This is a genomic window from Leisingera sp. S132, from assembly GCF_025144465.1.
Classification (GTDB): domain Bacteria; phylum Pseudomonadota; class Alphaproteobacteria; order Rhodobacterales; family Rhodobacteraceae; genus Leisingera.
The window spans coordinates 1,596,647-1,617,798 of record NZ_CP083553.1; the positions used below are offsets into that span (position 1 = coordinate 1,596,647).

Genomic DNA, 21,152 nt, shown 5'->3' on the forward strand with positions numbered 1-21,152 from the left:
ATGCGCCGCGTGGTCAAAGCCCCCATTGGCGTGTTGCGCCTGCCGCTGTTCCTGCTGATCTGGGGCATCGCGTCTTTGGCGATGTGGCTGCCGGCCATCCATGCGGTGGTGCTGGATGACCATCACACATCGCAAAGCTTTTTCTATTCCGGACTGGCGGGGCTGATCCTGGTGGTGCTGATTGCGCTGTCGATCGGCAACCGGGTGCCGCGCTACGGGATGCCGGGGCAGCTCTTGTCGCTGCTGGCAACTTTTACGGTTTTGCCGCTGTTCCTGGCGGTGCCGGTGCAGGACGCGCTGGTCAGCACGCGCTACCTGAACGCCTATTTCGATATGGTCAGCGCGATTACCACCACCGGCGCCGATATCTGGGCTGATCCTGGCCGCCTGCCGCCCAGCGTGCATCTGTGGCGGGCGATGGTCGGCTGGCTGGGCGGGCTGTTGATGTGGGTGGCCGCCTCAGCCGTGCTGGCGCCGATGTCGCTGGGCGGGTTCGAAGTCACCGCCAAGGGCGAGCCGGGCGGCGGCATTGCCGGTCCGGGCCATATGGAGCGCGCGGACCCGCGCCGCCAGTTGTTGCTCGTCACCCGGACCCTGGCGCCGGTCTATGCCGGGCTGACCATGGTTTTGTGGCTCTTGCTGATGATCACCGGCGAACAGGCGCTGACCGGGCTCAGCCATGCGATGTCGGTGATGGCGACCTCGGGCATCTCCGCCACCGGCGGGGTGGAGAACGCCGGCAGCGGGATCGCAGGCGAAATGGTGATGTTCCTGTTCATGTTCTTCGCACTGTCACGGCTGACCTTTTCAAGTGATACGGTGACTTCGGGGCAGGGGCGTCTGGACAAGGATCCGGAGTTCCGCACCGGGCTGCTGATCGTCTTCGGTGTGCCGCTGCTGTTGTTTCTGCGCCATTGGTTCGCCGCCTTCGAAGTGGATGCGGGCGAGGATCTGCTGCAGGCGCTTCGGGCGTTCTGGGGCACGCTGTTCACAGTAATGTCTTTCCTCTCCACCACCGGATTCGAAAGTCTCCACTGGGAGGCCGCGCGGACCTGGTCCGGGCTGGAAACGCCGGGCATGATCCTGTTGGGGCTGGCGGTCTTCGGCGGCGGTGTTGCCACCACCGCGGGCGGGGTCAAGCTGCTGCGGGTCTATGCTCTCTACCTGAACGGTCTTCGGGAAATGGAACGGCTGGTGCACCCCAGTTCGGTCAGCGGAGAGGGCGACAGGACCAAGCGGCTGCAAAAGAACGGTGCCTTTGTCGCCTGGATCTTCTTCATGCTGTTTGCCCTGTCGCTGGCGCTGGTCAGCACCGCGCTGGCCGCGGTCGGGTCCAGCTTTGAACAGTCGCTGGTTCTGGCAATCGCTGCGCTCTCGACCACCGGCCCGCTGACCGAAAGCGCCAGCAGCGCGCCGATTGTGCTGAACCTGCTGACCGACCCGGCCAAGCTGATCCTGTGCTTCGCCATGGTGCTGGGCCGGCTGGAAACACTGGCCTTCATTGCTCTGCTGTCCCCGAACCTCTGGCGCAGCTGATTGCCGCGGGAGTGAAAAGTGTTTTTCGGCTGGAAACTTATATTTTCTTTGTTCATACTGAATTTTAACGTGCGTGCTGGTCCGCAGCGCGCGGCAAGAACAAAGGCGAGATAATAAAAAATGGCTTCGGACAGACAGAATCTTCAGGATGCCTTCCTGAATCACGTTCGCAAAACCAAGGTTCCGGTTACAATCTTTCTGATCAACGGGGTCAAACTGCAGGGTGTGATCACCTGGTTCGATAACTTCTGTGTGCTGCTGCGCCGCGACGGACAGTCGCAGCTGGTCTATAAACACGCGATCTCGACCATCATGCCGGCCCAGCCGATCAGTCTCTATGAGGGTGAAGACTCCAATTGATGGAGCATGACAGGAAGCAGACCCGCGCCTGGGTCCTGCATCCGGAAATCAAATCAGACAGCGGGCGCCGAGAGGCTGCTCCCGCGCTTGAGGAGGCCGTTGCGCTGGCAGCGGCCTTGCCCGATCTTGACGTGATCGGATCAAATGTGGTGCGCCTGCCCAAGGCGCATCCGGGGATGCTGTTCGGCTCCGGCAAGATCGAAGAGCTGGCTGGCATCCTGAAGGCGAATGAGATTGAACTGGTCCTGATCGACGGGCCGGTTTCCCCCGTGCAGCAGCGCAATCTGGAGAAGGCCTGGAAGGTCAAGATCCTAGACCGGACCGGGCTGATCCTGGAGATATTCTCGGACCGGGCTGCGACCCGCGAAGGCGTGCTGCAGGTCGAGATGGCGGCGCTCAGCTATCAGCGGACGCGGCTGGTGCGGGCCTGGACCCACCTGGAACGCCAGCGCGGCGGCCTGGGCTTTGTCGGCGGACCCGGCGAAACCCAGATCGAGGCGGACCGGCGGGCCATCGACGACCAGCTGGTGCGGCTGCGCCGTCAGTTGGACAAGGTGGTGAAGACCCGGACGCTGCACCGCGCCTCGCGCGCCAAGGTGCCGTACCCGATTGTCGCGCTGGTGGGCTACACCAACGCCGGCAAGTCGACCCTGTTCAACCGGCTGACGGGCGCTGAGGTGATGGCCAAGGACATGCTGTTCGCCACCCTGGATCCGACCATGCGCCGGGTGCAGATCCCCGATGGGCCGGAGATCATCCTGTCGGACACCGTGGGCTTTATCTCGGACCTGCCGACGGAACTGGTCGCCGCGTTCCGCGCCACGCTGGAAGAGGTGCTGGCGGCGGATGTGATCCTGCATGTGCGTGACATCAGCCATGACCAGAGCGAGGAGCAGGCAGAGGATGTCGAGGCAATCCTGACGTCGCTGGGGGTGGATGAGAACCGCGCCCGGATCGAGGTCTGGAACAAGCTGGATCAGCTTCCCGAGGAAGAAGCCGAGGCGCGCCGCCAGCGTGCGGCGCGCGAGGAAGGCATCCATGCGATCTCAGCCCTGACCGGCGAGGGGCTGGATGGCCTGCTGGCCGACATTGCCGAGAAGCTTCAGGGGGTGCGGCACGAGGAGCTGCTGCAGCTAACCTTCGCGCAAGGCAAGCAGCGCGCTTGGCTGTTCAAGGAAGACCTGGTGCAGAGCGAGGAGCAGACCGAGACCGGGTTTGACATCACCGTGCTGTGGACCGACCGGCAGAAGGCGAAGTTCGAAAGGCTGTGAATGCTCCGGTCACTCGCCGAGTGACCGGAACCATGCCCAGCTGTCATCCGCGACTGCTGGGCCGATTTCATAGAACCAATGCGTATGCCCGGGGATTAGTTGCAACGTAAACCGATGGCCGGATTTAGCCATTAATTTTCCTGTTCTCTCCGCTTCGGGCGTCGTGAAGATGTGATCCCGGTCGCCCAAGTATAAACGAACTGGCTTTGCCACGGCGGCTGGTTGAAAGGCTTCGGCGGGCGCAAAGCCCCCATGCATGGCGGCAGCTTTCCAGGGGCCTTGAGCCCGGTTGATGAGCTGTGAGGCAAACACGGCGCCGTTCGAGTGACCGAATAGGAACACCTTCTCGGCAGGACGGCCAAGGGTCGAGCTGCTTAGAGCTTTCTGCAATGCGGTGTGCGAGAGGTCCCTTACCTCCCAGTGAGAGCCTAAAGCATTCGGAGCTAGTAGGATGAGATCCTGTTCCTGGGCCGTTTTCTGCCACATCTCGATCATAGAAAGCCCTGAGCGCCCTGCGCCGTGCAGCAAGAGGATGACCGGCGCGGCTTCGCTGCCTGGCGGTGTATAACTGTGCCAGGTTTGTCCGTAAATTCTGTGTGTTTGAGTGAGCTGCTTCACTTCTTCGGAAGGCGAATAATGATCCCATCCCGACAAAGCGGAGCTGAGACCGTTACGCGTGACGCGGGCGTAACCTCCTGAGGGTACATCGCCTTGGGGGACGGGCATCGCTTGCAGCGCTTCTGTTTTGTAAATTACGGAATGCAACAGCGCCGGTTTGAAATAGAAAATGCCAGCGCCCAAGAGCAGCAGAAATACGTAAGTTGAAAGTTTCATACTGTAAAAGAGGTCGTGTTCTCAAGGGGGCGGGCCGGGCGAAAATGCCTAGCCCGTGAAAGGGGTTAGCGAGGTGAAATGCGTGTTACTCCGACAGCCGCGGCGCGGGCCAGTTCTTCGTCCAGCGACATCGGGATGTATTCGCCGCGGCGCCACAACTGGGCCATGTCGTCGTAATAGCGTGACAGCGGATGGCCGGACTGACCAGTGGCTGTAATGAAGACGGAGCTGTCCGGGTCGGCGAAGTCATAGACCCCGCGGTAGCCCGCGGCGTGGATGTTCTGGAACGGATCGGGATCCTTGCCGGAGCTCTTACCGCGCTGCAGGGTGTTGTCGCCGCCGCTGGTGGATTGGCGGATGTTCACGAAGTAGCGCAGCAGCGGCACGTCGCCTAGAACTGCATGGTCCTGCACCGCCTGATGCGCGTCGCCCCAGCGCAGCGATTCCAGAGCGTCGCCATAACGTTCCTCGATCCAGATCAGCGCATCATCCAGCGCCAGGCGGGCCATGTCGGTGCAGCTCTCCTCCGGCGCGCTCTGACGCACGTCGCACCAGACGGCGGCGCCGTCGACGTTGCGGAAAACACGCTCGATGAACAGCGGCTCCACATGGCGGTAGGATTTGGCGACCGGACCCAGTTCGTCGGTGATCAGGCGGGTCTGAAGCGCGCGCAGCCAGGCGGCATAGATCAGCGGCTCAGGCAGGTGCTCGTTCATCTCGCCGTTCCATTCCGACAGCAGTGTGAGGGCAATCTGGCGCTGCCGCTCGCGGGTGCCGGCAGGGGCGGCCTCACCGGTGAACCACAGGTTTGCGCCGATCAGCGGCAACAGGGTGCGCGCGGTGTAGGACACCGTGTCCAGCTGCGCCTCGATAAAGCTGTCGCGGGTGTGCACCTCGCGGTTCTGCATCAGCTTTTCCCAGCGATGGATGCGCTGCGTGTCGCCCCAGTCAAAGGAGACATGCCGGGGGAACGGGCGGTCGAGAATCTTGTTGTTGGTGTTGCCCAGGATGCCGCCTGCGGGGCTGACGAACTCCGGGTTTTCCGCATAAGGCGCCTGGCCTTGCCAGCGGTTCTCCGGGCGCCAGCCCTGGCTGGGCATCCGGCCTTTGCTTTGATGGCCTGCGTCGCGCAGCGGAAAGGCGCCCACGGTCTTCAGCGCAATGGTGTCCTTGTCGGCCAGCGTCAGGTTCTGCGCCGGGGCAACAAAATCCTCGCCTGCGATGATCGCCTCCTGGACCGAGGCGCTGCGCATCAGGCCGATGGTGGCGCTCATCGAGGTGTCGTTGGGGCTGAGCACGGTCCAGGCAAGCGAGACCACGTGGCCGGGCGGAGTGATGTCTGCCAGGTTGAACATGGAGCCCGGCAGTACCGGGCCATTGTCGGTCCAGCGCAGGGTCAGGGTGACAGGCGCTTCATCCTTGATCTTGATGATCGAGGGGCGGGTGACGAATTTCTTGTAGCCGTCAACGCTCAGGTATTCCTGCGGGTTTTCCGGGTTCAGCCGTTCGATGAACAGGTCCTGGTCGTCCATGTAGGAGGAGGTGACCCCCCAGCCCAAGGCATCGGAACGGCCGGTGATCACGGCGGGGATGCCGGGGATGGTGCCGCCGATCACGCCGCCGGTCGCCAGTTCCAGCCGGGCCAGATACCAGACGCCAGGGGCGCTGAGACCCAGATGCGGGTCATTGGCCAGGAGCGTTCCGCCCGCTGCAGAGCGGCTGGGCGCGGCGGCCCAGGCGTTGGAGGCACCAGCGAGGCCGCGCGGGGCGACCGGGAACAAGAGGCTGTTTTCCTCAATTGGGGCGGCGGATGCAAACTGCCGGGCGCCGGGAACCAGTTCCGCGTATTCGGGCAGGGCGGTCACGCCTTTGCCCGGCGCGTCCGGAAGGATGTCCCGGATGCGCTCCGCATCGTTTAGCGCCAGCGAGGTGCGGGCACGCAGGATTTCTTCTTTCATATGGCCGGACAGCTGCAGCGCCATCAGCTTCATGATCGCGATGCTGTCGGCGGGCTGCCAGGGGGCGAGCGGCATCTGAAACAGGAACATTTCCGGCGCGCCGCGGCCCAATGCGTCCTCATTGATTTCCAGCAGACGGGCGTTGACGCCATCAGCATAAGCCCTGAGCGCGGCCATCGCTTCCGGCGATTGCACTTCTACCGACTGACGCGCCAGATTGTAGAGGTCGAGACGGCGCAGGTAGGTGTCGGTCTCCACCGTGCGGGTGCCGAAGATTTCCGACAGGCGGCCCTGGGCTGTGCGCCGCATCACCGCCATCTGCCACAGCCGGTCCTGGGCATGGGCATAGCCGAGGCCGAAATAGACATCCTCATCGCTGGCGCCGAAGCTGCCGAAGATATGGGGCACGTTGGCATTGTCGCGCACGATTTCGACTGGCGAGGAAAGGCCAGGCAGGGCCAGATCCTTGTTGTACTCGGGCAGCGATTGCGAAGCGAGGTAGTAGACCAGTGCGGCGGCCAGGAGGCTCAGCAGAATCAGGCCCGCAGCAAGGCGCAGAAGCCAGCGGAAAAGAAGTCCCATCAGCGGTTGTTTTCCCTCGGTTTTTGTCATTTCCAGCCGCATGGCAGATTGCGCCCCGCGGCGGCGGTGGTAGGGTTGGCGCCAACATATGCGAAGACAGATCAGGGGAAAAGCAGATGGCAAAAATCGCGTTTCTGGGGCTGGGCGTCATGGGCTATCCGATGGCCGGGCACCTGCAGGCCGCGGGCCATGAGGTCACCGTCTACAACCGCACCGAAGCCAAGGCCAAGGCCTGGGCCAAGGAGCATGGCGGCCATTTTGCGGCGACCCCGCGGGCGGCGGCGTCGGGTGCGGAGTTCGTGATGGCCTGCGTTGGCAATGATGACGACCTGCGCTCGGTCTGCCTGGGCGCGGACGGGGCGTTTGCAGGCATGGCCAAGGGCACGGTCTTTACCGATCACACCACGGTTTCGGCCAAAGTCACGCGCGAGCTTTACGGGGCTGCGGCGGAGCAGGGGATCGCCTTTGTCGATGCTCCGATCTCAGGCGGCCAGGCCGGGGCGGAGAATGGCGTGCTGTCCGTCATGTGCGGCGGTGACGAAGACGCCTATGCCCGCGCGGAGCCGGTGATTGACGCCTATGCCCGCATCTGCCGCCGCATCGGAGAGAGCGGCGCGGGCCAGATGACCAAGATGTGCAACCAGATCGCCATTGCGGGCCTTGTGCAGGGCTTGAGCGAGGCGCTGCATTTTGCCGAGAAGGCGGGGCTGGACGGGCGGTCTGTGGTGGAGGTGATCAGCCAGGGCGCGGCAGGCAGCTGGCAGATGGCCAACCGGTACGAGTCCATGCTGGACGATCATTTCGAGCATGGCTTTGCGGTGGACTGGATGCGCAAGGATCTGGGCATCTGCCTGGATGCCGCGGATGAGACCGGCGCCAGCCTGCCGGTGACGGCGCTGGTCGATCAGTTCTACAAGGAGGTGCAGAAAATGGGCGGCGGGCGCTGGGATACCTCGTCGCTGTTCAAAAGGCTGCGCAAGCTGGACGGCTGAGGCAAAAGAAAATGGCCTTTCCAATTGGAAAGGCCATGCCTCCGGCGGGGATATTTCCAGCAAGATGAAGAGGCGGATCCTGCCGCCTCCATCCCGTTCTCTTAGGGAATGATACGGGTGTATTTGGTGCCTTCCAGGGTGGCGCCGACACGCAGGCCCGCCTGCGCAAAGACCACGGCCAGCACCGGTGAGGTCAGGGTGTTGGTATCGGCTCTCAGCGACTCGCCTTCGTTCATGATGACAAACTCGGCATCGGCGCCAGCCGCCCAGCCCTGCGAGCGTCGGAAGTCTGCCAGTGCATCCTGGGTCATGAAGAACAGCACGTGGGCGTATTGCTGGGCCCCGATCTGGATGCCGGCATTGCCCTTGTAGGTGGCATAGTAGTCGACGGTCACATCATTGATCCGCAGCGCACCGCGGCCATATGCGCCGCCAAAGACAAAGCCCGCCTCAGTGACCAGCGGCATTACCAGCATGCCGGCAGCCTTGTCCGCCAGGGTGCGGGTGTTCGGGTACTGGCTGTACATATGGTTCAGCGTGGCGTTGACACGGGCGTCGATGGTGGCGGCGTTGCTGTTGCCGACGCCATTGCCGCAGGCGGCAGTGACGCCTGCACCGGCCAATGCGGTCAGGGCAAAACCGCGGCGGGTCATGCGGGTAGAGGAATTATCGCTCATTTTTCAGGTGCCTGTAATGAATTGCTCCGAGGCCGGTTTGATCCGGCTCTGGCCAGGGTTATACGCGGAAAACCGCTGCCTGTCATCCGCTGCAAAGGCGGATACTGGCGGCTTCCCGCTGAAGTGATCCAGCGTTGCCCGGCTTGCGCCGTCAGCCGTTCAGCAGCTGTGCCGCGGCGGGAGCGAAATAGGTCAGGATACCGTTGCAGCCGGCGCGCTTGAAGGCCATCAGGCTTTCCATCATGACCTTCTCACCGTCGACCCAGCCGTTCTGGGACGCGGCCTGGATCATCGCGTATTCGCCAGAGACCTGATAGGCGTAGGTCGGCACGCCAAAGGCAGATTTCACCCTCTGGCAGATGTCGAGATAAGCGATGCCAGGCTTGACCATGACCATGTCGGCGCCTTCCATCAGGTCGCGTTCGATCAGCCGCAGGGCTTCGTCGCTGTTGGCCGGGTCCATCTGGTAGGTTTTTTTGTCGCCTTTCAGCGCACCAGAAGCCCCAACCGCATCGCGGAAGGGCCCATAGTAGGCAGAGGCGTATTTGGCGGAGTAAGACAGAATGGCCACATTGTGGTGGCCTGCCTGTTCCAGCGCGGCCCGCATGGCGCCAACGCGCCCGTCCATCATGTCAGAGGGGCCGATGATGTCGGCGCCGGCGTCTGCCTGGGCCAGGGTCATCTTGACCAGCGCCTCGACCGTGGCGTCATTGACGATCTCGCCATCCACCACATAGCCGTCGTGGCCGTTGATATTATAGGGATCCAGCGCCACGTCGGTCATCACCGCAATATCCGGTGCCGCGTCTTTGATGGCGCGGATGGCGCGGTTGGTCAGGTTGTCCGGGTTCCAGGCCTCGGCGCAGTCCTGGGTCTTGAGCGAGGCATCGGTGTAGGGAAACAGGCAAATCGCCGGAATACCCAGCGCCTGGGCTTCAACCGCAGCCTCGGTGATCTTGTCCACCGAGCGGCGCATCACGCCGGGCATCGAGGCAATGGGCTCTTCCACGCCTTCACCATCACGGACAAACACCGGCCAGATGAAATCGGATGGGCTCAGAGTGTTTTCCTGCACCAGATTGCGGATTGCCTGGCTGGCACGGGTGCGGCGCAGGCGGGCGGCGGGAAAGGGCGCGACGGTGGGCTTCATGGCGGTCTCTCGTTTTGGCTGGCCCATGGGTGGCATGGAAGCTGCCCCGGGAACAAGAGGCACATTCGCCGCGCTTGGGAACTTGTGTGTTCTGCGGGCTTGCCTGCGGGCGTTTCCCGGTTGATATAGGGCCAGCTACATAAAACAGGCCCCAAGGGCCGGCGACGGCAAGATGGGGGCTGGAGTGGATCTGTTTCAAATCCTCTATGAGATGATTGACCTGCGGTCGTTTTCCAACCTCTGGTACTGGATTGCACTGGCGGTGATGTGGTCCTCTGCCAGCCACAGGGTTCTGGGTGTTCCGTTCGACATGGTCCAGCGGGCACGCCGCCGCGGGGGGCAGGCCGAACAGGATCTGGAGGACATGGTCCGCGTCAACGTGAACCGGCTTCTCTATATTGCCGAAGTGTCCGGCCCCTGGCTGGTGGCGCTGGCCTGCTTCTTGCTGTCTGCTTTGGCGACGCTGGGCTATGTCTTCCTGATGGAATTCGCCCAGGCCGTGTTCCTGCTCGCTTTCCCGATGTCCTTTGTCGGCGTCATCAGCTACTTCACGGCACGCCGCATTGCACAGGATGGGTCCGCAGGCGAGGACCTGTGCAAGCGGCTGGCCTTGTGCCGGCTCTGCATCCAGTTCGTGGGGTCAATCTCAATTCTGGTCACCGCCTTCTGGGGGATGTATCAGAACCTCTCGATCGGCGCCTTGGGCTGAGGGGCAGGGGATCAGGCGAACCCGGAAAGGAAACCGCATGGCACAGCGCGCAATTACCATGGGCGGCGCCCCCGAAGGGTATGATGCCCGGCTGATCCTGAAGGAAGTGCAGAAATCCGGCGCGCCGGTGATGCATGTCGCCCGCGATGACAAGCGGATGGAGGCGATGCGGGCCGCGCTGGCCTTTTTTGCGCCTGACATGCCGGTGTTCGTGTTCCCGGGCTGGGACTGCCTGCCGTATGACCGGGTGTCGCCGAATGCGGACATCTCCGCAGCGCGGATGGCCACGCTGGCGGCGCTCGTGCACCAGATGCCCAAGCAGTTCGTGCTGCTGACCACGCTGAATGCCGCCAGTCAGCGGGTGCCTGCGCGGGAGGTGCTGCGGGAGGCGGCCTTTACCGCCCGCGTCGATCACAAGGTGGATGAAGACGCGTTGCGCAACTTTTTGGTTCGTATGGGCTTTTCCCAAAGCCCGACGGTGATGGAGCCGGGCGACTATGCCATTCGCGGCGGAATCATCGACATCTTCTCGCCGGGTGAAAGCGGTCCGGTGCGCCTGGACCTCTTTGGCGATGTGCTGGACGGCGCCCGCCGCTTTGATCCGGCGACCCAGCGCACCACCGAAAAGCTGCAGGTGGTGGAACTGGCGCCGGTCTCCGAGGTGATCCTGGACGAGGCAGCCATCACCCGGTTCCGCCAGAATTACCGGATTGAGTTCGGTGCCGCCGGAACCGACGACCCGCTTTACGAGGCCGTCAGCGCAGGCCGCAAGCATCAGGGCATCGAACACTGGCTGCCGTTCTTCCATGAGAAGCTGGAAACCCTGTTCGACTACCTGCCGCAGGCGACCGTCACGCTGGATGACCAGCTGACACCCGCGCGGCTGGCGCGCTGGGACAGCATCGAGGACCAGTACGGCACCCGCAAACACGCGCTGGAGCAGAAAGGGCGGATCGACACCGTTTACAAACCCACACCGCCGGGTCTGCTGTATCTGGATGATGCCGCCTGGGAGGCGGCGGTTTCAGAAAAGCGCGTTGTGCAGTTCCACCCGCTGCCGCAGGCCTCCGGCCCCGGCGTGGCGGATGCGGGCGGGCGAATCGGGCGCAATTTTGCGCCTGAGCGGCAGCAGGAAAACATCAGTCTTTTTGGCGCTTTGGCTGCACACATTAAGGCGCGGATGCAGGAAGGTCCGGTTCTCATCGCCTCTTACTCAGAAGGTGCGCGGGAGCGTCTGACGGGACTTATCGAGGATGAGGGCCTGGCCGAAGCTATTCCGGTGATGGACGGCACCCGCATTGGCAAGTCTGGCCTGCATCTGGCCGTCTGGGCGCTGGAGCACGGGTTCGAAGACCCGGACATGACGGTGATCGCGGAACAGGATGTGCTGGGCGACCGGCTGATCCGGGCACCGAAGAAACGCCGCAAGGCGGAGAATTTCCTGACCGAAACCCAGTCGCTCAGCCCCGGCGATCTGGTGGTGCATGTGGACCACGGCATCGGCCGCTACAAGGGTCTGGAGGTGGTCACGGCCGCCGGTGCGGCGCATGAGTGCATCCTGCTGGAATATGCCGAAGCTGCAAAGCTGTATCTGCCGGTTGAAAACATCGAACTGCTGTCCAAATACGGCCATGACGAAGGGCTTCTGGACCGCCTTGGCGGCGGCGCCTGGCAGGCCAAGAAGGCCAAGCTCAAAGAGCGCATCCGGGAGATGGCGGACAAGCTGATCCGCATTGCCGCTGAGCGCGCCCTGCGCAAGGCACCGGTGATGGATCCGCCGCCGCACGCCTGGGAGGAGTTCTCGGCCCGCTTCCCTTATCAGGAGACCGACGACCAGCTGCGCGCCATCGAAGATGTGATGGAGGATCTCCACTCCGGCCAGCCGATGGACCGGCTGATCTGCGGCGACGTGGGCTTTGGCAAGACCGAGGTGGCGATGCGCGCGGCCTTTGTTGCCTCCATGTCGGGCTTGCAGGTCGCGGTGGTGGCGCCGACCACGCTTCTGGCGCGCCAGCACGCCGCGTCCTTTGCCGAACGGTTCCGGGGTTTTCCCCTGCAAGTCAGACAGTTGTCGCGCTTTGTTGGCACGAAGGAGGCCAGCCAAACCCGCGAAGGGCTGTCCAAGGGCACCGTCGACATCGTGGTCGGCACCCACGCGGTTCTGGCCAAGAACATCAAGTTCCAGAACCTTGGCCTCTTGATCATCGACGAGGAACAGCATTTCGGCGTCGCCCACAAGGAACGGCTAAAGCAGCTGCGCAGCGATATCCATGTGCTGACCCTGACGGCCACGCCGATCCCGCGGACCTTGCAGCTGTCCTTGACCGGGGTGCGCGACCTGTCGATCATCGGCACGCCGCCCGTGGACCGCCTGGCGATCCGCACTTATGTCAGCGAATTCGATACCGTTACGATCCGCGAGGCGCTGCTGCGCGAACATTACCGCGGCGGTCAGAGCTTCTATGTGGTGCCGCGGATCACCGATCTGCCGGACGTCGAGGAGTTCCTGAAGGCGCAGCTGCCGGAACTGACCTATGTGGTCGCGCACGGGCAGATGGCGGCAGGCGAACTCGACGACCGGATGAACGCCTTCTATGACGGCAAATACGATGTGCTGCTGGCGACCACGATCGTGGAGTCGGGCCTGGATATCCCGACCGCCAACACCATGGTGGTGCACCGCGCCGACATGTTCGGCCTGTCACAGCTCTATCAGATCCGGGGACGTGTCGGGCGCTCCAAGACCCTTGCCTATGCTTATCTGACGACCAAGCCGCGCCAGCGGCTGACCCCGGCGGCAGAGAAACGCCTGCGGGTTCTGGGGTCGCTGGATACGCTTGGTGCGGGCTTTACCCTTGCCTCCCAAGACCTTGATATCCGTGGTGCTGGCAATCTTCTGGGCGAGGAGCAGTCGGGCCAGATGCGCGATGTCGGCTATGAGCTGTACCAGTCGATGCTGGAGGAGGCGATTGCCAAGATCAAGGCGGGCGAGATGGAAGGCCTGTCGGATGCCGACGACCAATGGGCGCCGCAGATCAACCTGGGCGTTCCGGTGCTGATCCCGGAGGATTACGTGCCGGATCTGGATGTGCGCCTGGGTCTCTACCGCCGCCTGTCGTCGCTGTCGACCAAGGTGGAGCTGGAAGGCTTTGCCGCAGAGCTGATCGACCGTTTCGGCAAGCTGCCGAAGGAAGTGAATACGCTGATGCTGGTGGTGCGGATCAAGGCGATGTGCAAACGCGCCGGCATCGCCAAGATGGACGGCGGTCCCAAGGGGGCGACGATCCAGTTCCACAACGACAAATTCGCCTCCCCGCAAGGACTGGTGGAGTTCATCCAGGGCCAGAACGGCCTGGCCAAGGTGAAGGACAACAAGATCGTTGTGCGCCGCGACTGGAAGAAAGACGCCGACAAGATCAAGGGCGCCTTTGCCATTGCCCGCGACCTGGCAGAGAAGGTCGTGGCCGAGAAGAAGAAAGCCAGGGCCTAGGCTGGCAATCCGGCCTTGGCCAGCCCGTCGCGGACCGGGCTCATGTCGCAGGCCGGCGTCAGCGGCAGCCGCGCCATTCGTAGAACTTCAGGTCCGCCTCTATCGCCTTCTGGTTCCAGTGCACAACGCTGTGGTAGTCGCCGCAAAGCACGTCGATATGGGTCGGCATATGCACCAAATGGCCCGCATCCGGCACCAGCGTGCGCAGCACATCCGCCGCCTTCAGCGCCTTTTCGGGCACCGGCGACATTTCCATCAGATGCACGTAAAGATGCAGCAGGCCCGGGTGCTGCGTGGCGCCCGGTTCACTGTCCATTGCCCGTTCCAGTACCTCCTGCGCCTCCAGCGTGGCGGCACCCTCGGCGGGCAGACCGGACTTGAGGTCCCACATCCGCCAGGGCGTCAGGTTCAGAAGGCTTTCGGCATAGACCGTGCGCAGGTCCAGGTGATCCGGGCAGGCGGCAAAGGCTGCGCGCATCGCATCGGCAAAGTCATAGTCCCAGGCGTGCATGTCTTCGACCGTTTCGCGCTGGGGGTAACGGGCCTGAATGGCGCGGATCAGCTGCTGCTCAACCTCTGAGCAGCCTTCGATACCGCTCAGCGCGGCCTGGGCAGCGTCATGGGCCTCTGCCAATGCCTTGGCGCGGCCCTTGTCATCGCGCAGGTCCCAGGGCAGGTTGTAATTCGGGCCTGCCGCATAGGCCACGCCCCATTGGGCCATGGCGCAATCCGGATCATGTTCCAGCGCGCGGCGGAAGCAGGCGACGGCCTCCTCGTGATTGTAGCCGTAGGTCCAGACCAGTCCCCGGTCGAACCAGAGCTGCGCCTCAGGCGAAGCTGTTGTCACCGGGCAGGAATAGCTGCCGAGATCGTAATCATAGCCCATGAAGAACCTCCCCATTCACATGGGAAGGTTAGGGAGCGTCCAGAGCACGGGCAAGGCGCTTATTCGGCGGGCAAGCGTGCTTCGGCCTTGGCCATTTGCAGCATCAGCAGGAAGGCGATGCAGGCCATGATCAATAGCCCTGCTGCAAGCGGCACCAGCGAGCCGTCAAACAGCAGCCCCACCGGCGCGGCAATGGCGGCAGCCAAGACGGTTGAAATCGCGCCGATGACTGAGGCCGCCATGCCTGCGATATGGCCCATCGGCTCCATTGCCATGGCATTCAGGTTGCCGACCGTGGTGCCCACCATGAAGAAGACGCTGGCTTGCCAGGCGACAAACAGGCCGAACATCCACGGTTCCGGCATGCTCCAGCCGCTGACCAGCAGCATCGCGCCGGTGATCAGGATCTGGGCGGCCAGCGAGACGGTGACGATACGGCGCATGCCAATCCGGACCACGATGGCGGCGTTCAGCAGGCTGGCGGTGCCGGAAATCACCGCAACCAGCCCGAACCAGTAAGGAAAGCTGTCACCGCGGCCGAAGATGATGTCATAGACCGGCTGCACCATGGTCAGCATGGTGAACAGCATGCCCAGGCAGAGCGTCTGCACCATGATCGACAGGCGGACTGTGGGGTGGGTCAGCATCTCCCTGACCGCAGCCATCAGCAGCGGTGCGCGAAAGGCACGGCGGTCGTCAGCGGCAAGCGTCTCCGGCAGGCGGACGCTGGTCCACAGCACAATAACGGCGGCAAAAAGCGCGAACAGCAGGAAGATCGCGCGCCAGCCGGACAGCGCGATGATGCCTGCGCCCATCAAGGGGGCAATGGCCGGAACAATCATAAAGATCATCATGGCAATCGACATCAGACGGGCCATTTCGCGGCCCGAGTAGAGGTCGCGGACAACGGCAACGCCCACAATTCGCGGGCCGGCAGCACCGATGCCCATCAGCACGCGCGAGATCAGCAGAACCTCCAGCGACGGCGACAGCCAGGCTGTCAGCGCGGCGAGAACATAAAGGGCGCAGCCCGCGGCAACCACAGGCTTGCGGCCAAAGGCATCCGACAGCGGGCCGGTGAAGAAGGTGCCAAGCCCCATGCCCAGCACAAAGGAGGTCAGCACCAGCTGTGCGCGGTTGATGTTGTCCGGGCTGAGCGTCTGGCCGATTTCGGGCAATGCAGGCAGCATGGCGTCGATCGACAGCGCAATGGTGGCAAACATCATCGCAATCAGTGCAATGAATTCGGCCTTGGCCATGCCATGGGCGGGGGACTGTGACATCTGAAACCTCTAACAGCTCTTCAGATGGATCCGGGGAATGAGGCCGGTCTGGGAGCGGTCCGCTTCCGCTACCATAAACCTGCCAGCCGTGCCAGCGCCCGGCTGCACAGGAATCTGTGCATAGTTGCGATGCTAAGCAGTTTGCCGCAGGTTATTCCGTCCCGGCTGCTTTCAACTGCTGCAGAATGTCTTCGATTACCTGTTTCCACAGTTCCGGCGGCTGGGCGCCGGGCACTGCGTGCTGATTGGCAACAATGAAGGTCGGGACCGAGCTGACACCCATTTTGCGGGAATGCGCGTCGCGGTCGCGGATGGCTTGCACGTCGCTGCCGCCTTCCAGCAGGCGGGCGGCAACATCCGCTTCCATACCTGCCTCTTGCGCGACGTCTGCCAGGACGGCGTGATCGCCAATGTCCCGGGCGTCCACGAAATAGGCCTTGAACAGGGCATCCACGACCTGCGTCTGCTTGCCCTCGACCCCGGCCCAATGGATCAGCCGGTGCGCGTCCAGCGTGTTGGGGGTGCGTTGCATGGCTTCGAAATTGATCGTCAGCCCGGCCTTTTCCGCGTGCTCCACCACTGGCGCATAGGCCTTGACTGCGCCCTCCTTGCCGCCGAACTTGCGCTCCAGATATTCGCGCCGGTCCATGCCCTCGCGTGGCATGTCGGGGTTCAGCTGGAAGGGGTGCCACTCGATGACAAACGGATGGTCCGGCACCTCCGCCAGCGCCTTGTCCAGATGGGTCTTGCCGATATAGCACCAGGGGCAGATCGGGTCGGACAGGATGTCGAGCTTGACGGCGGGCATTAAGGTCATCCTTTGAACAGGGCAGGCAGGGCGCGGCGCAGCAGTTTTCCGTTGGCGCCAATGGGCAGCGCGTCCAGATGGACGTAAGCGCGGGGCTGCTTGTAGCGGGCCAGGCGCCGGGATGCAAAGGCTTGCAGGTCTTCGGCCTTCAACTCTTCGGGACCGGTATAGAAGGCGGCGATGACATAAGTGTCCTCCTTCACCTCTACCGCTGCGGCTCCTGCCTGAGTGATACCGGGATGGGCGGCCAGCGCGGTTTCGACTTCAATCGGCGAAACCCGGTAGCCGCCTGCATTCATCATGTCGTCGCTGCGGCCCAGATAGCGGATCTGGCCGTCCGCCGACATCGCCCCCTGGTCACCGGTCAGGAACCAGTCACCCTGATAACGGGCGGCGGTTTCTTCGGCTGCGTTGAGGTAGCCCAGCATCAGGCCGGGATCGGAGCGGTGAATGGCAATGGTGCCTTCCTCGCCCATCGGCACCGGGCCGCCGGGGCCGGCAATTGCCACCCGGCGGCCCGGCTGCGGCCGGCCCAGGGCACCGTCCTGTGACGGGTGCGCGGGCGAGGAAGAGATGAAGGTCGAGCATTCCGACATCCCGAATGCCTCGTATAGGCAGCAGCCGGTCGCGGCTTCCCAGGCGTCGTGAAGATGGCGTGAGAGCTTTTCACCTGCGCAAAGCCCGTGCCTCAGATCCGGCAGGTCCAAAATGCCGCCGCGCAGGAATTTCCGGAAGACGCCGGGGGCTGCGGCAAAGATCGTGGCACGGTGACGGCGCAAGAGGGCGGGCAGCTCTTCCGGAGGCGTGCCAGCGGCGGGGATCAGCGCGGTGGCGCCTGCCGCCCAGGGATCCATCAGCCCGGTGCCGAGGGTGTAGGTCCAGTTGAAGGCGCCGGCATGCAGCAGCCGGTCATCCCCGCGCAGCCCGTACCAGCCCTCCACCATCATCTGCCGCGCCCAGACTGCCCGGTGGGCGTGCGCGACTGCACGCGGATTTCCGCTGGTGCCGGAGGTATAGACCACATAGGCCAGTTGATCCGGGCTGCCAAAGGCGTACTCACAAGGAGGCAGATCATGCATTGCCAGCAGCGTAGCAGTGGTGATCTGGTGCGGGTGACTCGCACAGGCCACTGCCGGATCACGCAGCACGGCCGCGGGCTGAAGATCCGAAAGCATCCGCGCGGTTTCGGCGTCTGTCAGCTGCGAGGAGGTTGGCACAGGAACCAGGCCGGCCGCGATGGCGCCGAGATAGGCAACCGGAAACTCCACCGTGTTCCCGAGCCGCATCAGAACAATGTCCCCGGGCTTCAGACCAGACCGCAGCAGCCCGGTGCCGGTGCCGCGCACGGCGGCCTCCAGCCGGGCATAGCTCCAATCATCGCAGCCCGCGCCGTCAAGCACCGACAGCGCTGTTTTACCGGCCAGCCGCGCGGCATGGCGCAGCACATGGGCCGCAAGATTGAAAGGCGAAGGGCAGGGCGGATAGGGCCCCTGATCAAAAACTGACAGCATGGCAAATGGCTAGCCCGCGCTGTCCTGCGTTGCAAGGCGCGCGGGTGCGGCTTATAGAGTCCTCATGAAAAGCCGCGATCCGAAATCCCTGATCACCATTGCCCGTGCCAACGGCGGTGACGATCAAGCAGAACCCCTGGACCTGGGCGCCCGCGTGCGCGAGCTGCGCAAGGCACGCGATTGGACGCTGGAACATGCGGCCAATCAGGCCGGGCTGGCGCGTTCGACCCTGTCCAAGATCGAAAATGGCCAGATGTCACCGACTTACGAGGCGCTCAAGAAGCTGGCCGAGGGGCTCGAGATTTCCATTCCGCAGCTGTTCACACCGCCGCAGCGGGACCAGGTCAACGGCCGCATGACAGTGACCAAATCCGGTGACGGTTCAGCGCACGCCACCGCGACATATGAGCATGAACTGCTGGCCGACGGGCTGACGCGCAAGCAGATGCTGCCCTACCGTGCGCGGGTGCGGGCGCGGTCGATGGAAGAGTTTGACGGCTGGGTGCGCCACGACGGCGAGGAATTCCTTTATGTGCTGACGGGTGTGGTCAAGCTCTATACGGAATTCTATGAGCCCGTGGAAATGCGCCGCGGCGACAGCGCCTATTATGACGCAGCGATGGGCCACAACGTGATTTCCGTCAGCCCCGAGGACGCAACAATCCTCTGGGTGACGTCGCTGGCCTGACGTTCCGGGCTAGTGCTTGCGACCGTCCAGCTCTCTCAGCAGGCTTTCGATATACAGGAAATCGTCCACTTCTTCCTTGGCTTCATTCAAGGTGAGATGGTGGGTGCGGGCCAGATAAGCCACGAATTTGTCCCGGTCATCCAATAAGGACGGCGCGTTGCTGGCTTTCAGATGAGGAAAGCGCTGTTTGATGCGGGGCATCCTGTCAATCCAGCTGGCAGCTGCTGCTTGTACAGGCATTGGGGGGCACTCCCTGACAAACGGATTATGGTTTTCGGACCCCCATCCTAACACTTTTTGTGAGTTTTTGTAACGTCCGCCCCAAGGTGCCGGCCTGGGGCGGTGGGTGTAAGCGGTTTTTTGCTGGTTGTCAGCGCGGTGCAAACAGCCTGGGCAGCACCAGGTGGCCAATTCCAACCGCAATGAGCTGCATCAGGATGAACATCGGGATGTGGCCCGGGTAGATGCCCGTAAAGGTGTCGCTGAAGCCGCGCGCTATGGTGACGGCAGGGTTGGCGAAGCTGGTCGAGGAGGTGAACCAATAGGCGCCGGTGATGTAAAGGCCGACCAGTGCCGGCACGGCTTCGGGTCTTGAGCGCAAGCCGCCGAAAATCACGAACAAGAGGCCGAATGTTGCCAGGACCTCGGAAAACCACTGCGCAGTGCCGGTGCGGTGCATGGTGGCCGAGCTTTGCAGGATTGCAAGGTCGAACATCACATGGCAGGCCCAGACGCCGAGGATGCCGCCGCCGATCTGCACCAGGACATAAGGGGCAACAGTGCTCCAGGAATGCTCGCCGCGCAGGGCAAAGGCCAGCGTCACCGCCGGGTTGAAATGGGCGCCGGATACGGGGCCCAGCGTGGTGATGATGGCGTAGAGCATACAACCGGTGGCGATGGCATTGGACAAGAGTGCCAAGGCCACGTTGCCGTCCGCCAGAGTCTCGGCCATGATGCCGGAACCGACCACGCCGATCAGCAGCATGGCTGTGCCCAGCCCTTCGGCCAGCAGTTTCTGTCCGGTCATGGGATCTCTCCGATCCGCTTGAGCTGCTGCGAGAGATCGGTGGAGGACATGGTTTCAATCGGCAGTTCAAGCAGCGCCTTGGCGCGCTTCTCCAGCGTGACATAAGCGGTGCGGAATGCCGTGTCCCAGTCCGGCTGATCTGCTGCTGCCGGGTCCTCGACGCCCCAATGGGCGCGCACCGGCGAACCAGGCCATACCGGACAGGTCTCGCCGGCGGCAGAGGCGCAGACAGTGATGACCACATCCATCTCCGGTGCTTCGGCACCGGCAAATTCATCCCAGCTCTTGGACCGCGCGCCGGCGGTGTCATGGCCCAGCTCCTCCAGCAGCACCAATGACTGCGGATGCACCTTGCCGGTCGGGTTGGAGCCGGCGGAATAGGCCCGGGTTCGGCCCCCTCCCAGCGTATTGAAAATCGACTCCAGCAGGATGGAGCGGGCGGAGTTGCCGGTGCAAAGGACCAGAATGTTCATGTGGTGTGTCCGTGCTTTTGTTCAGTCGGGGGAGTTCAGGCGGCCGATATCGTCAACCTGATGCTGAAGCGACAGGCGGTCGAGTGTTTCAAAGGGCAGCGCCGCAAAGGTTCTGATCCTGTTTCTGAGCAGACCATAGGCCTGCTGGAAGGCAAGGCGGCGTTCGGCGTCGTTGCCTTCGGTCTTGACCGGGTCAGCCAGACCCCAATGGGCGCTCATCGGCTGGCCGGGCCAGGCCGGGCATTCCTCATTGGCGGCGTGGTCGCAGACGGTGAAGATAAAATCCATCTGCGGCGCATCCGGCGCGGAAAATTCATCCAGGTCCTTGGAACGCAGGCTGCTGGTATCAATGTCCTTGGCCCGCAAGAGCGACATCACCTCAGGTCGGGGCCCCGGAGAGGGTTGTGTCCCTGCAGAATAGGCGCGGAACCTGCCGCCGCCCTCGCTGTTCAAAATGGCCTCGGCCAACAGGGAGCGGGCAGAGTTGCCGGTGCAGACAAACAGGACATTGAACGGGCGTTCCGTAGTCGGCATGGTTTCCGCTTCACTGTTGACAGGGGTACAGATGTCGGGCCGGTTCCGGCAGCAGCCGGACAGCAGCCCGTCAAACATGCCGCGCAGGCCCGGCAGGTCGGCGGTATACATCAGCGAGGTGCCGCTGCGCTGCTGGGAGATCAGGCCGGCCTTCTTGAGAGCAGACAGATAGGCTGAGGCAGTGTTCGCCTTGAATTCCAGCGCCTGTGCTATTTCACCCGCCGGCACGCCGTCCGGGTACCGGCGCATCAGCAGCCGGAACAGCGCCAGCCGCTTCGGGTGCGCCAGAGCAGCGAGTTTATCCGAAAGCTCCATTTCCATAGTTCACGAATTATGGAAATAGTAGGCCGCTGTCAATGGACCTTAGCGCGGGCTGCAGCGCA

The 21,152-nt window shown here is 63.2% G+C and carries 18 protein-coding genes and 1 pseudogene; 7 read left to right on the plus strand and 12 right to left on the minus strand.

Translation table 11 applies throughout. From position 1 onward, the window contains the following. The 3 genes from K3725_RS07820 (at position 1) to hflX (ending at position 3,167) form a co-directional block, all read left to right on the plus strand. Positions 1–1,536 carry a TrkH family potassium uptake protein gene (locus K3725_RS07820; protein ID WP_260018227.1) on the plus strand — a complete coding sequence of 512 codons (1,536 nt, stop codon included), beginning with the start codon at positions 1–3 and terminating at the stop codon, positions 1,534–1,536. A gap of 120 nt (positions 1,537–1,656) precedes the next feature. Beyond that, entirely contained in the window at positions 1,657–1,896 is a 240-nt protein-coding gene (hfq, locus tag K3725_RS07825) for an RNA chaperone Hfq (RefSeq protein ID WP_005611588.1), read from the plus strand. Continuing rightward, positions 1,896–3,167: a GTPase HflX gene (hflX, locus tag K3725_RS07830; protein WP_260018228.1), complete on the plus strand. Its 1,272-nt coding sequence runs from the start codon at positions 1,896–1,898 to the stop codon at positions 3,165–3,167. Before hfq ends, hflX begins: the two co-directional genes overlap by 1 nt. Before the next feature lie 9 nt (positions 3,168–3,176). On the opposite strand, the gene K3725_RS07835 is transcribed toward hflX, so the two are convergent. Both K3725_RS07835 and K3725_RS07840 read right to left on the minus strand, forming a co-directional pair. Further along, positions 3,177–4,001 (minus strand): alpha/beta hydrolase, encoded by an 825-nt coding sequence (locus K3725_RS07835; protein WP_260018229.1) that lies wholly within the window; start codon positions 3,999–4,001, stop codon positions 3,177–3,179. A gap of 65 nt (positions 4,002–4,066) precedes the next feature. Beyond that, positions 4,067–6,541 carry a penicillin acylase family protein gene (locus K3725_RS07840; protein ID WP_260018230.1) on the minus strand — a complete coding sequence of 825 codons (2,475 nt, stop codon included), beginning with the start codon at positions 6,539–6,541 and terminating at the stop codon, positions 4,067–4,069. Between the two features lie 116 nt (positions 6,542–6,657). On the opposite strand from K3725_RS07840, the gene K3725_RS07845 reads away from it, so the two are divergent. Beyond that, the gene (locus tag K3725_RS07845; RefSeq protein WP_260018231.1) at positions 6,658–7,533 is read left to right on the plus strand and encodes an NAD(P)-dependent oxidoreductase; all 876 of its coding nucleotides are present in this window, start codon (positions 6,658–6,660) and stop codon (positions 7,531–7,533) included. 101 nt (positions 7,534–7,634) lie between these two features. Here K3725_RS07845 and K3725_RS07850 read toward each other — a convergent pair whose 3' ends face one another. Together K3725_RS07850 and hemB are read right to left on the minus strand one after the other, a co-directional pair. Further along, the gene (locus tag K3725_RS07850; RefSeq protein ID WP_260018232.1) at positions 7,635–8,210 is read right to left on the minus strand and encodes a YSC84-related protein; all 576 of its coding nucleotides are present in this window, start codon (positions 8,208–8,210) and stop codon (positions 7,635–7,637) included. A 151-nt stretch (positions 8,211–8,361) separates the two neighbouring features. Next, positions 8,362–9,360: a porphobilinogen synthase gene (gene hemB / locus K3725_RS07855; protein WP_260018233.1), complete on the minus strand. Its 999-nt coding sequence runs from the start codon at positions 9,358–9,360 to the stop codon at positions 8,362–8,364. A gap of 184 nt (positions 9,361–9,544) precedes the next feature. Here hemB and K3725_RS07860 point away from each other — a divergent pair, with 184 nt between their 5' ends. Together K3725_RS07860 and mfd are read left to right on the plus strand one after the other, a co-directional pair. Beyond that, positions 9,545–10,069: a component of SufBCD complex gene (locus K3725_RS07860; protein ID WP_260018234.1), complete on the plus strand. Its 525-nt coding sequence runs from the start codon at positions 9,545–9,547 to the stop codon at positions 10,067–10,069. Positions 10,070–10,106: 37 nt separating this feature from the next. Continuing rightward, positions 10,107–13,559 carry a transcription-repair coupling factor gene (gene mfd, locus K3725_RS07865; protein WP_260018235.1) on the plus strand — a complete coding sequence of 1,151 codons (3,453 nt, stop codon included), beginning with the start codon at positions 10,107–10,109 and terminating at the stop codon, positions 13,557–13,559. A gap of 67 nt (positions 13,560–13,626) precedes the next feature. On the opposite strand, the pseudogene K3725_RS07870 reads toward mfd, so the two are convergent. The 4 genes and pseudogenes from K3725_RS07870 to K3725_RS07885 form a co-directional block, all read right to left on the minus strand. Beyond that, positions 13,627–14,445 (minus strand): annotated as a pseudogene (locus tag K3725_RS07870) (tetratricopeptide repeat protein); the annotation flags it as partial. Positions 14,446–14,504: 59 nt separating this feature from the next. Next, complete coding sequence (locus K3725_RS07875; protein WP_260018236.1) at positions 14,505–15,728, minus strand: multidrug effflux MFS transporter; 1,224 nt, start codon at positions 15,726–15,728, stop codon at positions 14,505–14,507. 151 nt (positions 15,729–15,879) lie between these two features. Beyond that, complete coding sequence (locus K3725_RS07880) at positions 15,880–16,536, minus strand: DsbA family oxidoreductase (protein ID WP_260018237.1); 657 nt, start codon at positions 16,534–16,536, stop codon at positions 15,880–15,882. A gap of 5 nt (positions 16,537–16,541) precedes the next feature. Next, positions 16,542–18,047 (minus strand): class I adenylate-forming enzyme family protein, encoded by a 1,506-nt coding sequence (locus tag K3725_RS07885; protein WP_260018238.1) that lies wholly within the window; start codon positions 18,045–18,047, stop codon positions 16,542–16,544. A 64-nt stretch (positions 18,048–18,111) separates the two neighbouring features. Between K3725_RS07885 and K3725_RS07890 the strand changes: the two genes are divergently transcribed. Further along, positions 18,112–18,735: a helix-turn-helix domain-containing protein gene (locus tag K3725_RS07890; RefSeq protein WP_039145837.1), complete on the plus strand. Its 624-nt coding sequence runs from the start codon at positions 18,112–18,114 to the stop codon at positions 18,733–18,735. Positions 18,736–18,744: 9 nt separating this feature from the next. On the opposite strand, the gene K3725_RS07895 is transcribed toward K3725_RS07890, so the two are convergent. From K3725_RS07895 to K3725_RS07910, 4 genes are all read right to left on the minus strand, one after another. Next, positions 18,745–18,936: a hypothetical protein gene (locus K3725_RS07895; RefSeq protein ID WP_409201592.1), complete on the minus strand. Its 192-nt coding sequence runs from the start codon at positions 18,934–18,936 to the stop codon at positions 18,745–18,747. A gap of 169 nt (positions 18,937–19,105) precedes the next feature. Continuing rightward, complete coding sequence (locus K3725_RS07900; RefSeq protein WP_260018239.1) at positions 19,106–19,762, minus strand: MIP/aquaporin family protein; 657 nt, start codon at positions 19,760–19,762, stop codon at positions 19,106–19,108. Next, a complete protein-coding gene (locus K3725_RS07905) occupies positions 19,759–20,235 on the minus strand; it encodes an arsenate reductase ArsC (protein WP_260018240.1) in 477 nt (158 codons plus the stop codon). Before K3725_RS07905 ends, K3725_RS07900 begins: the two co-directional genes overlap by 4 nt. A 21-nt stretch (positions 20,236–20,256) precedes the next feature. Then, the gene (locus tag K3725_RS07910; protein WP_260018241.1) at positions 20,257–21,090 is read right to left on the minus strand and encodes a helix-turn-helix domain-containing protein; all 834 of its coding nucleotides are present in this window, start codon (positions 21,088–21,090) and stop codon (positions 20,257–20,259) included. Between the last annotated feature and the right edge of the window lie 62 nt (positions 21,091–21,152).